The organism is Mesorhizobium sp. M0960 (assembly GCF_040319055.1).
GTDB lineage: Bacteria > Pseudomonadota > Alphaproteobacteria > Rhizobiales > Rhizobiaceae > Mesorhizobium.
On record NZ_JAMYNN010000012.1, the window covers coordinates 1 to 13,147 of the forward strand.

At 62.7% G+C, this 13,147-nt stretch carries 10 protein-coding genes and 2 pseudogenes; 7 read left to right on the forward strand and 5 right to left on the reverse strand.

Annotated features, from left to right (window positions below):
* Positions 1-1,109: pseudogene (locus NKH63_RS20550) on the forward strand (calcium-binding protein); the annotation flags it as partial.
* Positions 1,110-1,210: 101 nt separating this feature from the next.
* Here NKH63_RS20550 and NKH63_RS20555 read toward each other — a convergent pair.
* Positions 1,211-1,577: pseudogene (locus NKH63_RS20555) on the reverse strand (sugar phosphate isomerase/epimerase); the annotation flags it as partial.
* Positions 1,559-1,759: a hypothetical protein gene (locus tag NKH63_RS20560; protein WP_352860612.1), complete on the reverse strand. Its 201-nt coding sequence runs from the start codon at positions 1,757-1,759 to the stop codon at positions 1,559-1,561. The gene NKH63_RS20560 and the pseudogene NKH63_RS20555, both read right to left, overlap by 19 nt.
* Positions 1,760-1,787: 28 nt before the next feature.
* On the opposite strand from NKH63_RS20560, the gene NKH63_RS20565 reads away from it, so the two are divergent.
* The 6 genes from NKH63_RS20565 to NKH63_RS20590 all read left to right on the forward strand — a co-directional run bounded on the left by NKH63_RS20565 (position 1,788) and on the right by NKH63_RS20590 (position 10,289).
* A complete protein-coding gene (locus NKH63_RS20565; protein WP_352918562.1) occupies positions 1,788-2,165 on the forward strand; it encodes a hypothetical protein in 378 nt (125 codons plus the stop codon).
* A 197-nt stretch (positions 2,166-2,362) separates the two neighbouring features.
* The gene (locus NKH63_RS20570; protein ID WP_352918564.1) at positions 2,363-3,544 is read left to right on the forward strand and encodes a magnesium transporter; all 1,182 of its coding nucleotides are present in this window, start codon (positions 2,363-2,365) and stop codon (positions 3,542-3,544) included.
* A gap of 140 nt (positions 3,545-3,684) precedes the next feature.
* Positions 3,685-5,838: a SulP family inorganic anion transporter gene (locus NKH63_RS20575; RefSeq protein ID WP_352918566.1), complete on the forward strand. Its 2,154-nt coding sequence runs from the start codon at positions 3,685-3,687 to the stop codon at positions 5,836-5,838.
* Positions 5,839-6,150: 312 nt separating this feature from the next.
* Entirely contained in the window at positions 6,151-7,425 is a 1,275-nt protein-coding gene (locus NKH63_RS20580) for a tetratricopeptide repeat protein (RefSeq protein ID WP_352918568.1), read from the forward strand.
* Between the two features lie 11 nt (positions 7,426-7,436).
* On the forward strand, positions 7,437-8,246 hold the full coding sequence (locus NKH63_RS20585; protein WP_352918570.1) for a FecR family protein: 810 nt from the start codon (positions 7,437-7,439) through the stop codon (positions 8,244-8,246).
* Positions 8,247-8,261: 15 nt separating this feature from the next.
* A complete protein-coding gene (locus NKH63_RS20590) occupies positions 8,262-10,289 on the forward strand; it encodes a CHASE2 domain-containing protein (protein ID WP_352918572.1) in 2,028 nt (675 codons plus the stop codon).
* Between the two features lie 94 nt (positions 10,290-10,383).
* Here the strand turns inward: NKH63_RS20590 and NKH63_RS20595 are convergent, their stop codons facing one another.
* The 3 genes from NKH63_RS20595 to NKH63_RS20605 are packed head-to-tail and all read right to left on the reverse strand — an operon-like array spanning position 10,384 to position 12,855.
* Positions 10,384-11,175, reverse strand: coding sequence for a sugar isomerase domain-containing protein (locus NKH63_RS20595; RefSeq protein WP_352918574.1), 792 nt, complete (start codon positions 11,173-11,175; stop codon positions 10,384-10,386).
* Between the two features lie 37 nt (positions 11,176-11,212).
* The gene (locus NKH63_RS20600) at positions 11,213-11,983 is read right to left on the reverse strand and encodes a GntR family transcriptional regulator (protein WP_352918575.1); all 771 of its coding nucleotides are present in this window, start codon (positions 11,981-11,983) and stop codon (positions 11,213-11,215) included.
* Positions 11,980-12,855: an ROK family protein gene (locus NKH63_RS20605; RefSeq protein ID WP_352918577.1), complete on the reverse strand. Its 876-nt coding sequence runs from the start codon at positions 12,853-12,855 to the stop codon at positions 11,980-11,982. Before NKH63_RS20605 ends, NKH63_RS20600 begins: the two co-directional genes overlap by 4 nt.
* Positions 12,856-13,147 lie beyond the last annotated feature (292 nt).

Consider the following 13,147-nt stretch of genomic DNA (forward strand, 5'->3'; position numbering starts at 1 on the left):
CCGACAAGATGGTCGGCTATGGCGGCAACGACACCTACCACGTCGACAACGCCGCGGACCGGGTGTTCGAGGCAGCGGGTGGCGGCACCGACTGGGTCTTCGCTTCGGTGAGCCATGCCCTGTTGGCTGGGTCGGAAATCGAGCTTCTCGCCACCAGCAATCAGTCTGGTACGACGGCGATCAATCTCACCGGCAACGGCTTTGCCCAGACCATCCAAGGCAATGCCGGCGCCAATGTCATCAACGGGCTCGGCGGCGCCGACAAGATGGTCGGCTATGGCGGCAACGACACCTACCACGTCGACAACGCCGCGGACCGGGTGTTCGAGGCAGCGGGTGGCGGTACCGACTGGGTCTTCGCTTCGGTGAGCCATGCCCTGTTGGCTGGGTCGGAAATCGAGCTTCTCGCCACCAGCAATCCGTCCGCCACGACGGCGATCAATCTCACCGGCAACGCTTTTGCCCAGACCATCCAAGGAAATGCCGGCGCCAATGTCATCAACGGCCTCGGCGGCGCCGACAAGATGGTCGGCTATGGCGGCAACGACACCTACCACGTCGACAACGCCGCCGACCGGGTGTTCGAGGCAGCGGGTGGCGGCACCGACAAGGTGTTCACTTCGGTGAGCCATGCCCTTTTGGCCGGGTCGGAGATCGAATTTCTCGCCACCAGCAATCCGTCCGGTACGTCTACAATCAACCTGACCGGCAACGCTTTTGCCCAGACGATCCAAGGCAATGCCGGCGCGAACATCATCAATGGTGGCGGCGGTGCCGACATCTTGACCGGTAACGGAGGCAACGATGCTTTCGTGTTCAACAGCGCTCTTGGAGCCGGCAATATCGACAAGGTCACCGACTTCAACAAGCTCCAGGACAAGATCCAGCTCGACGATGCCGTTTTTGCCGGGCTTAAGCTTGGAGGCCTTTCATCCGACGCTTTCTTTGCTGGTACGGGCGCGCATGATAGCTCCGACCATATTATCTACAACAGCTCAACCGGAGCGCTCTCTTTCGACAGCGACGGGATCGGCGGCGCATCTCAAATACAGTTCGCCACTCTCTCTCCAGGTCTATCGCTTACGGCAGGTTCATTCCTTGTGATCTAAACCACCCGGGACGGCGGACCTTCGAACCGGTCCGCCGCTCCGTACTTGTTCAAGCACCGGTTTTTTCCAAAGCGGGGTGCCCGTTTCCGCCGGTCCCGACGTTACTGCCTCGCCCCACGCTCAGCGCGATTGTTCAAGGCGATGAGGTTCTTTGCCCGCCAAGCACTCGGGCTGCTCATTGCGATATCGCGGTCCGATTTCCATGATGAGGACGGTCCCGGGCAAGAAAACCAACTCGCTGAAGATGTCATCCCGGTCGATATCGCCCCAGCCGAGCGGCATGTGCAGGTCGCCCAGACCTAGCGCTGCATCCTCCTGCGGCAGGTAGGTCCTGTGGAGACCCTGCGGGCGCCCGAAGGAATCATGGACATGCAGGTGCCCTGCCACCGGCGCCATGGCCTGCAGCTGCTCGCGGAAATTCAGGCCGCGATGGGTGGATTCGATAGCCGTCAGCGGTCGGTCCACCAGCCGCTGGCGCGAGCGGCATCGAAGCACACTTTCCTAGGATGGGTGGCTTTGAGCGCGGCTTTCAGAGCGGCAACGCCACGATTGTACTCTTTAGTTTTGTCATACTTCCTATCCTCAACAAGAAAGTCGCCAAAACGTCTGTCGTCATAGATCGATTGAGAGCAAAACAAATAAGCCGCCATCTGATATCCATGATCGAAGGCAACCGAGTTGGCGTGGGCGGCGGTTGGAACGAACGAGTTTGCGCAAATCACCATTGCCGCGAGCGGCATCATGCAAATGCAAGATAATTTCATTGTTGTTGGCCCTCTCCCAAGACGCAACGAACTTGCCGAAGTTTTTGCCTTGGTGCAAGACAGTCGTAAATCGCCCTCGAAGGAGCTCGTGCTCCACATCCTTCTGTGCAACCAGTCGCAGATCTTAACCCGCCATGGCGTCGATAGCTGGTGGAACTGGCAAGATGTGCCGGATGAGGCAAATCAATTCGAACGCCGGAGGCCTCTGCAGAATTTCCGGGTTTTGCGTTTCATCGGTGCGGCGTGCTCGCAGGAGCCCAGGAAAAGATCGGTGAAGTTCGCAACACGTTGAATTCTCGGCGACACGCAGAGGTTACAGCCCGCCTGTATGCACCCCGCAGTGGCTCAGATTTGTCTGGGTACGGTCTACTCGGCGCCTGGAGAAGGCGAAGATTCCCGGATCGAGCCGCTTGGGCACTGCGCCAGGGCAGAGCGATCAGATTCGTGTCATACCGTCAGAGACAAGACACTCGCAATTCGGGGGAACAGATGAAGGAAGAGAACGACGTTCAGAAGCTGGTGCGCACGCTGCGTGCTCGAGCACCTGATGACGCGGCTGAATTGCTTGCCCGTGAGTCTCCCGAGCTCATCCAGGACGCACTAAAGTTGTTGCCGGATAGGCACGCCCGGAAGGTGGTGGAGCATTTGCCGCCGCATATGAGGCCTATCAAGGCTCATAGCGATGGCATCGCGATCCCGGAGTCGCTCGTCGAGCTGATGGACCCGATCCCCGGCAGCGTTCCTGTCAGTACGGCGGTCGCCGCCGCAGTGGACGCCGTCAGACGCACTCAGGTGCCGACCGAGCTCACTTATCTCTATGTCACCGACGAGGGCGACAAACTGGTTGGCCTCGTAGTCCTGCGCGATCTGATGCTGAGCGAACCGGACGCAACCGTGGATCAGATCATGCTGCCGAAACCGTTCGCCCTTCCCGTCAGTATGTCTTTGAGCGAAGCCTGCAAGGCGGCGGTACGCCGCCACTATCCGGTGTATCCCGTGGTGGACGCGGAGAACCGGCTGCTCGGGCAGGTTCGCGGCTGGCGGCTGTTCGAGCAGCAAATCATCGAGATTTCCGCCCAGTCTGGCCAGATGGTGGGTGTCCAGAAGGAGGAGCGTTCTTTCACGCCGCTGATTTCAGCCTTCCTGAAGCGTCATCCGTGGCTGCAGCTGAACCTGCTGACGGCCTTCATGGCCGCTTTCGTGGTCAGTTCGTTCACAGGCACGATCGAGAAGATCGTCGCCTTGGCAGCGTTCCTCCCGGTCTTGGCCGGGCAGAGCGGAAACACCGGCTGCCAGGCACTGGCTATGACGCTGCGTGGCCTTGCCCTGGGCGATGTGGACAAACGGCCGAAGCTGCACCTGGTGATGAGGGAGGGCGCCCTCGGGATCGCCAACGGCGTGCTCGTCGGTCTTGTGGCGGCTGCGGCGATGTGGTTCTACGCCTCGCGGCAACCGGAGTCGGCAGCCCAGGCGCCCATGCTGGCACTTGTGATCCTGCTCGCAATGTCCGGATCTTGCCTCATGTCTGGAATCTCCGGCGTGCTGATCCCGTTAGGGCTGCGGCGGGTCGGCGCCGATCCGGCCGTAGCTTCGGCGATCTTCCTCACCACCGTGACCGATATCGTAGGCATGGGCCTGATGCTGGGGCTGGCCACCATGCTCGTGCTGTAGTTAGGGGCGCGTCCGCCGATGCGCGTCCTGCACAGGACGCGGTCGGCGGGATCACACCGTGGGATTTTTTGGGGCTTTGAAACGCCGTGACTGAGCAGGTTGCGATACAAACGGATTTTGCGCATCGTTTGAGCGCAGGCATGGGCCTTCTGGCCCGGGAACTTACCGCGGGTGTGACGACCGCGGGCGTAGCGCTGCCGATGTGCGTCTCCTCCGGCGTCCTTGCCCTATCGCCGCTCGGCGCAGATCGGGTGGCGGAAGGCGCGCTTGCCGGCGTCATCGCTGCCATTGTCGGCGGCGTTGTCGCGTCCGCATTTCAACGGTCGTGCTTCGTGACGACCATGCCCAGTAATTCGCTGATCCAGGCCAGCCTGCTAGGATCCCTGCTCGTCGCTCTCGACGGCAACACGACCCAAGCGCTGCTTGCCTTCGTCGGCTGCGTGATGCTGACCGGCTTTTGGATGATCCTCATCGGCGCAACCGGTCTCGCCCGGATTGTCAAGCTTGCCCCCCATCCGGTTGTCGCCGGGTTCGTCTCGGGTGTCGGCATCCTGGTCATCAAGAGCCAGACGCCGATGCTTCTCGCAGTTTCCTCCTGGAGCGGCATCATCGCGGCGGATTTCAGCCTGGCCACGGTCACAAGACTTCCATTCGGTCTTGCGCTGATCGCGGTTATGGCGATGATCACGCGGCATGCGCCCAAAGTTCCGGCGCTGCTTGCCGGCCTGATCATCGGCTATGTCATCTACCATGCTGTCCGTCTGTGGGGGCCCGACGTTGAGCTCGGCCCTGTTATCGGCTCGATCGACATAGAGGGCTGGGCACCGGTAAGCATGACTGAGGCTGCCTCAACGCTCCGGCTGGGGCTGAAACATATCTGGTGGACCCTGATTGCCGGCTCGTTGACCCTGGCGATCGTGGGAACGCTCGACACCGTCTTTACCCTGCGCACTGCGCGCAACCTGGCCGACGTTCAGGTCGGCCAGGACCGCGCCCTCGTCGGGCTGGGCATCGCCAATCTTGTCTCTCCCCTCATGGGCGGCCTGTTCGTATCCACGTCGGCCGCGCTGACCGCCGCCAACTACCATGCCGGCGGGCGCATGCGCACCTCGACGTTTGCGAGCCGGGCGGTGCTGCTTGCGGCCATCCTTGCGTTCCCGAATCTGATCTTCTCGATGCCGCTGGTTGTGCTGTCCGCCATTCTGGTCTTCGTCGGCATCAATACCATCGACCGTTGGGCACTGCGGACGGCGCGGCAGGCACTTCTCGGCGACAGCGCGGCGGGCCGCAGCCAGGCACGGCGCAATATGGCCGTGGTCGCCGCTGTGGCGCTCGCCACAGTCCTTGGCCAACCCGTTATCGGCGCCGTGGTCGGTGTGGCGCTGGCCTGCATCGTCTTCATGATCGAAATGAGCCGGCCGGTGGTGCGGCGCAAGGAGATCGTCGGCAAGACGCGCTCCAGGCGCATTCGCTCCACTGCTCAGACCGAGTTGCTGGCGATTCACGAGCGCAAGCTGGCAGTCCTCGAGCTGCAGGGGGTGCTATTCTTTGGCAATGCCGATGAGCTCGCGGAGGAAATTGACCGGCTGCCCAGCGTGGTGCGGGTGATCATTCTCGATTTCCGCGCCGTCAGCGACGTCGACGCCTCCGGCGCGTTGACCTTGCAGCAGATCTCCGCTCGCTGTGCCCGGCGCGGTCAGCGATTGTTCTTCAGTGATCTCAGGGATGCCGAGGCCCTGGAGGAGTTTACGTCACAAAGCGATAGGCCCAACATCTACCCCGATCTCGAGGCAGCGCTGGAGCGCTTCGAGGAGGAAATCGTCGAGCGGACCGACAGTGCTGCCCGCTCGGTGATAGAGGTGCCGCTCGAGCGCACCGATTTCGGCATGACCATGGAGCCGGAAGATCTGAAGATGCTGATGAGCTATCTCGACCGCGTCGAGTTCCCCAAAGGCGCCGTGCTGTGCCGCGCTGGCGATCAGGCCGACCGACTGTGGATGCTGACGCGCGGCTGTATCAGCGTCTGGGTGGATGCGCCTGGCGGACGGCGACGGCTGGCGAGCATCGGGGCTGGATGTACCGTCGGGGAAATGGGCTTCCTTACCGAGCGACCGCGCTCGACCGACGTGATCGCGGACGAGGACGTTGTTGCCTATGAGCTGACCTCGTCGGCCGCCAACAAGATATCAAAGGCCAAGCCGCATATCGCGCAAGCCGTGTTGAGAAGCATTGCCCGCCAGCTCTCCGATCGCCTCCGCAATGCGACGGAAGACCTTCGGATGAGCCATATGTGACATCGATGGGCTAGGCAGCGACCAAATGCGCGCAGAATCACGCGAACTATATTGATCTTGAAGAACGCCAGATTCGCTATCCGGAGATGAGTTTTGTTAGTTTATGCCGCTACCGAATACTTCGGCCAATACAGCAACGCAGCGAAGATGTTCTGGAAACCAGCGCAGCCGAAATGTGAATTGACCCTATTGTTTGTTGCGCGGCTGCAACAGCTGCTGAAAACTCGGACGATTTCGTCACAGGTCAGTCGCCTTTTTCTTGTAGTCGTGCTAAGTCGTTCGCACTAGTCGGGTTTGGGGTGGGTTCTCGGCATGCAATCTTCGTTTCGAACGGTCGTCGGCTGCGCCGCAGCGCTGCTTTGTATCGGCGTCTTGCCGGCCGGCGCGCAGGGTCTTTTTTCGGCCTATGACGATGCGTTTTCAGCCCGCATCGCCAGTCCGGCCGACAACGGAACACTCGCCCAGTTCGTCACGGTTGCCGTCAACGCCGGGCAGTACGATCAGGCGATCTCCTCAATCGAGCAGTATCTGATCAAATATCCCCGCGATGCACGCGCCCGGCTGGCGGCCAGCCGGTTGTACTATCATGTCGGCTCCTATGAATTGGCCCGGCGGCAGGTGCAGTACGGCATCGAAGTCGGCGGCCTAACCGCAAGTGAGCAGCAGGAAGCTGTTCGCCTGCTCGCCCGCATCGAGCGCGCGTTGAGTGGCATCACCTGGGAACTCGCCCTGACCGGCGGCGTGTTCAGCGCATTTACCGATTTTGAGCCCGGCGGGGCGCAGGACGACGACAGCTTCGTCTCGCCCTATGGGCGGGCGGAAGGCTTTGTCCGGTGGGACCTCGGCACGCCAAGTGCCGACGCTCTCGTCCTTTCGGGGTCATTGACGGCGACACAGCGCTTTTTCACGGAAGACCTGTCGGTTCCAGGTAGCAAGGAGACCTTCATCCACGGCAACGCCGCGATTACTTGGGACAAGGGATTGCCCAACAGTGGGATTGATTCGCTGCGCCTGCTGCTTTCGGCGTTCACCGTTACAGATCGTTTCGACAGCGATATCCACGAAACCGGCATTGGCCTCAGTGGACGCTTCGTCGTTCGCCCGACGGTCGAGACGACGCTCTTCGCCGGTGGCGGCTACATCGATCTAAGCGCCTCGCAAGGCATTTTCGCCGATAGCAGGTTTTTCTATGAGGCAGGCGGCAGCTACCGCTTCCGCAATGGCCAGGCGCTCGGACTGCGCTTTGTCGGCTCGAATGACTTCGCCTCCGGATCTGGCGAAATCGGCCGCAGCTACACGGGCGAGGTCCGCTATGGCGGCCTGTTGATGAACGTACCGGATCTTTTCGCATGGTCGCACCAGGTCGCCTTCTCGGCCGGCCATAGCGACACTCCCGATCTGTCCATCGGCATCGGCACAAATATCAAGAGCGACTTCTGGCGCATTGCCTCGGAAAGCGATTTTCAGCTGACGGAGTCGCAGAAGATCAGCGTCGATCTTGCCTATCGCGAAACCAACTTCGACATCGCCAGCCGCGACCGAAAATCGTTCGAAATGCTCATGAGCTACACGTTGACGCTCAATTGAAAGAGGCCGCGATGAGGACCCCGTACCGTCAGATCGCCATTTTTGTCGCCTGCCTTGCCTTTGCGGCACCATCTGCCGCTGAAACGGTCGGGTCGATGACGGCCTACCAGACCAACATCGTCCGCAACAACGGCGGGACAATGAACGTCGGTGCCGGCGTCGAACTCGGCGACCAACTGCGCAGCAATCCCACTGGTCTTGGAATGCTGGTGTTCCGGGACGAATCGAGCGCCAAGATTGGTCCAAACACCAGCCTGACGATCGATGAATTCGTCTACAATCCGGGCTCCGGATCGGGAAAGATCGACATCGGGATGAACAGCGGCCTGGCCCGTTTCTATGGCGGCCAGGTTTCGAAAGGCGGCGTCATGCAGGTTGCAACGCCGCACATGGTGCTCGGGGCCAGAGGCGGCATCATGGAAGTGCTGGTGGCAGCTGGCCAGACCGTCGGCATACTGCGCGCCGGCCGCATGATCTGCACGATGAATGGCAAACGGCTGGTCATCACAAACCCGGGCTTCGCCTGCACGTCGGAAAATGGCAAGCTGCTGACCGGCTACGGCGGAATCGACACCTTCCCGATATTGGACAGCATCGACCGGATAGCCGGCACCGGCCTGCCAGGCGCACCCGGTCCGGGATTGGACGTAAGCGCGATTTGTGCGTCGGCACTCGGCGGTTCACTCAAAGTCTGCGACTCCACCGACGGGGCATTGCCAGGAGTGGTCATGGAGTTCCCCGACAGCCCAACGCCACCTGTGGGCGGCGGCGTGGATGAGGGTGGGTGTGAGGGTGAGGATTGCTGCTACTACTGCAATTAAGCCCGGCGGCACGACATGAGCCCCTTGGTCGGTTCGCGCTGGGCTGATTGGCGGCAAGCTGCCAGGCGCAAAGTATCCGGTCTTGTGGTCGTGCTCCTCCTGCTCGCTTGCCATTTGGCTTTCGACGGGCCGCTGTCGCGCCTCCGCGAACGCACGTACGACTTCTACCAGTTTCTCGCCCCGCGCCAGGCGACGAGCAATCCTGTCGTGATCGTCTCGATAGACGACGCCAGCCTCAAGGCACATGGGCGATGGCCCTGGAACCGTGGCCTCTTGGCCGATCTCGTCGATGGCATCACCGAATCCGGCGCCGTGGTCATCGGGCTTGCGCTGGTGCTGCCCGAGGCCGACACCTCGCCTGACGGCATCGCCGGAGACAAACGACTGGCAGCGGCCCTGTCGAAAAATCGAACGGCGATTGCCGTCAGCCTGGGCAACGAGGCGACGGTTTCAGAAGCAGAGCCCAAAGCCGGCTGGTCGATCGTCGGGCAAGTACCCGACACACTTCCCGGGTTCACCGGCCTGACCGGCTCGCTTGCCGAATTCTCGAACGCCGCCGCGGGCCTCGGCGTAATTCGCACCTTGCCCGATCCCGACGGCGTACTGCGCCATGTGCCGCTGCTCTGGCTTCGCAATACCGCTCAAGGCGTGCAACTGTGGCCGTCCTTCGCGCTCGAGCTCCTGCGCCTTTACGCCGGGCAGGACGGCTACATAGCCCGGATGAATGCCGCCGGGTTTGACGCGCTCAGGATGGCCGGCGCCATTGTGCCGCTCGAGCCGGAGGGGAGCATCCGCCTCTGGGAAACCGCCACCGACACGCCCCGCCTATCTGCCGGAACTATCCTTTCGGGCCATGGCGATCCGCGGCTGCGGGACTCCATCGCCATTGTCGATTTGTCGGCCGTGGGACTGACGCAGTACCTGCCCACCCCGACGCGTCCAGCGCGACCAGGCGCGGACATCCACGCCGATGCAATCAGCCAGATGCTTGCCGGGCGCTACCTTGCAGAGCCAACGCACGCGCGTACGCTCGAGCGGCTCTGGTTTGTCCTCAGTGGCGTCGTTTTCATCGGGCTTTCCGGAGTGCTCGCCGGGCGTGTCGTGCTTGGCGCCCTCGCTCTGGCGCTGCTGGCCGTCACGCCGTTCGTGTTCGGCGCTCTCGAATACAGCCTGCAGGGTGCACTCTATGACCCGCTGCAGCCGGCGCTTGCGACGATCCTGGTAGCCGGCTTCGAAGGCTATGTCCTCTACAGGCGCAGCGAGCAGCGCCGATCCACCCTGGCACGGCAGTTCTCCCAATATCTGTCGCCTTCCGTGGTGCAGCGCCTTGCAAGCTCGGACACCGAAGCGATCCTGTCCGGCGAGAAGCGCGAGATCACAATCCTGCTCAGCGACATACGCGGCTTCACGACGATGAGCGAACGACTCGATACCCAAGAGATCGCAACGGTGGTCAACCATTTCCTCGGCATTGCGACCGATGAGATCCTCAAGCGCGACGGCACCATCGACAAGTTCATGGGCGATGCGGTGCTGGCCTTCTGGAACGCACCGCTTGATCAACCCGATCATCGCGAGCGCGCGCTCGACGCGGGCCTCGCCCTGATCGAGCGGGTGAAGCGCGAAGACGCCGTCTTCACTGCGGACGGCCATCCCTCCATCGAAATCGGCGTCGCCATCGAGACCGGCATCTGCTCGGTAGGCAATTTCGGCTCCGAACGGCGCTTCGATTACACAGCGATCGGTTCGCCCGTGAACCGCACAGCACGGCTCGAGTCGACGACCAAGAAGCTGGGCATCCCCCTGGTGCTTGGTCCCGGCTTTGCCAAAGGAGCATCGATGCCCGTCGTCCAGGCGGGCGCCTTTGAGCTCCAGGGTTTCAAGGGCGAAGTGCCGGTTTTCACCGTTCCGGAGATGCACAAAGGTATGAGCCGCGAGAAAGCAGTTCAGAATGGCGAGCAATCTGGCGGCGGCCCAGCCATGCTGGACGGTTCACCGCCGTCCCCAAAAACAGCTCCTCCTGATCCTGCACCCCGAAACTGATCGGCTCCCGCGGATCGCGGGGTGCCGACCTGCATCACGACCTGACTACCCGCTTCGGGAGGCCTCGCAAATTTGCGTGGCCTCCCCCGGTTCGTCATTCGCCGCGCATGGTCGCCTGGAAGGCCGGCAGGTGCTTCTTCTGCGCCTCGAGCATTCTCTCGCGATAGACGCCATAGATGACGTCGGTATCGTGCAGCGTGACGCCGGCAATTGTCGGCGAGGCGAAAACCGGCAGCTCGATACCGCGTTTCGAAAGCGCCTCGGCCGTGCGGGCGATCAGCTCATGCGCCAGGATCATGGCAAGCACGGTCGACGAACCGGAGACCGGCCGGCTCCAGCCCTCGACCGGCACGATGGCATCCTCGATCGGCGAGCAGGTGTCGATGACAAGGTCGGCGGCATCGGCAAGCCGTTTGCCGGAAGAATGCGTCGCCGGCTTGTCGAGATTGTTCTTGCTGGTCACCGCGACGACGAAGATGCCGCGTTTTTTCGCATAGAGCGCGGTGTCGATGCCCGACGAATTGCGGCCGCTGTGGCCGAAGATGATGATCGAATCGCCTTTGTTCAGTGGCTGGTGATCGAGGAATTTCTCGGCGTATTTCTCCGTCCGCTCCAGCCACAGAAGCTCGCGCACGCCGCCGGCGCCGAGCACGTTGTGCCACATGACGCGCGGGTCGGTCAGCGGATTGAAGCCGACATAGCTGCCGTAGCGCGGAAACACTTCCTGGACCGGCAACACCGAGTGCCCCGAGCCGTAGAGATGAACCAAGCCACCGCTCTCGAGCGTGTCGGCAAAGCGCCTGGCCGCCTCGCCAAAGGCTTCGGCATTGGCTTTCGACGCCTGTTCGATGAGGGCGGCAAGGCGAGGTATGTAAAGATCGGACACGTCGGTACTCCTGTTATGTGTCGGCTTCGGTAATGGCTCAGCTTCTTGCGTTTGGCGCGGCGCGGCCGGCGCGCAGCGTCGAGCGGATTTCATAGCGGTCGCCGCGCATGACCGAGACGGTGAATTCGAATGGGCCGCGCTCGTCGGTAGTGATGCGCTCGACCACGAAAGCGGGACTCCCCGTGGGCAGATCGAGCAACTCGGCATCCGCCGCCCCGACCGCGCCGACACGGTAGTTTTCGCGCGCTGCGACCGGCACGATGCCATAGTGGCGTTCCAGTGCTTCGTAGAGCGAGCCCTGCAGCAGGCCGGCATCGAGAAAGCCGGGCACGCGCGCGGCCGAGAGCTGCGCCGTCTGGATGCCGATCGGCTCGTTGTTGCCGAGCCTGAGCCGCCGGATGCGCACCACCGGGTCGCCCTCCTCGATCTCCAGCGCTCCGGCCGCGGCGACATTGGCGGTGGTCAGGCTGCAGTCGAGCAAGCGAGAGCCGGCGACCACGCCCATATTGCCCATTTCCTGGGTGAAGCTGGTCAGTTCGCGGGTGCCGGCGACCAGCGTGGTGGAGCGCACGAAGGTGCCACGGCCATGTTCGCGCCTGAGCAGCCCGTGCTCCTCCAGATTGCGCAGTGCGTGACGCAGCGTGATGCGGCTCACCCCGAACAAGGCGCACAATCTGTCTTCGACCGGAATCTGGTCACCGGTGGCCCACTCGCCGCTCCTGACGATGGCGCGGATCGCTTCCTCCACCTGATACCAGAGCGGCTCGGGCCTTCTGCGGTCGGGTTGCTGAAAGCTCGGCTCGCTCATCTTATCTGCCTCCACTGTGCTCCGGCGAGACCGGCCAGCGAGGCGCCGACGAGACCGGCACGGGAACCGAATTCGCCGGACCGCAGAACGACATCGCGCAGATGCGGCGGCAGTTGACGCTGCAAAGCCGAAAGCAGCGGCGGTCCTACCACGTCCAGCGCATCGGCAAGACCGCCGGAAATCAGGATCGCCTGCGGATCGAGCAGCGCCACGGCACCCGCAAGGGCAGTGCCCAGCCGGCGCGCCGGCAGCTCCAACGCGTCAAGTGCGGCCGTCTTGCCAGCCCGGGCGGCCTCGACCAACCTGCCGCCATTGGCCAACCCGATCTGGCGCGCCGCGGCGTCGAAGGCACGCCCGGAAGCGAAGCGCTCCAGCCAGCCGCTGCGGTCCTCGCCTTCGTCCTCGATGTCGGCGCAGGCCCAGCCGAATGAGCAGGCGCCGCCACGTGCGCCGGCGACGATGCGGTCATTGGCCAGAACGGCGGAGCCGATGCCGGTGCCGATCGCCAGCAGGATGGCATCGGACAGGCCTTTTGCGGCACCTTCGACCGCTTCGGCCAGCATGGCGATCTGTGCGTCATTGCCAATGGCAATAGGCAGACGAGGAAACAAGGCCGCGACATCGATGCCGTCCAGATAGGGCAGGTTCGGAATCCAGCGGCAGACCGAGCCTTCGACAAGCCCCGGCACCGCGAGGCCGAGTGCCTCGACCGGGCTGGCCTCGGCGCGCAACGCGTTGATGCGGACGACGAAGGCATCAAGGCTGGCCGGCGCGGGCTCGCGGCTCAGCATCTCCAGCCAGCGAACATCGCCGGTATGGATAGCGGCGCGCAAATTGGTGCCGCCGAGATCGATGGCGAGAACGCGTGTCATCGAGAGCGGTTCCGACTGGCGGTCGCCCGGCCCTCGGAGCGCCAGTTCCACAAGGTGTCGTCGGCTCGGGTCGGCATTGCGGTACATAGCCCGGTGCACGCGGCGGCAAAGCCGCCGAGCAGACTGAGCGCGGCGTGTCGATGAATCGAAAACATGCTCAGTCCCGCTCTGGTCGACATCCGCATCCCTGTGGCTTTATGTCATTATAACGACATGACGTCGATCGCAAGAGCCTCGCGGCATGTTTTTGGGCCTGGCGGCACGGAGGAACAGCTCGAACTATTTCAGCTAA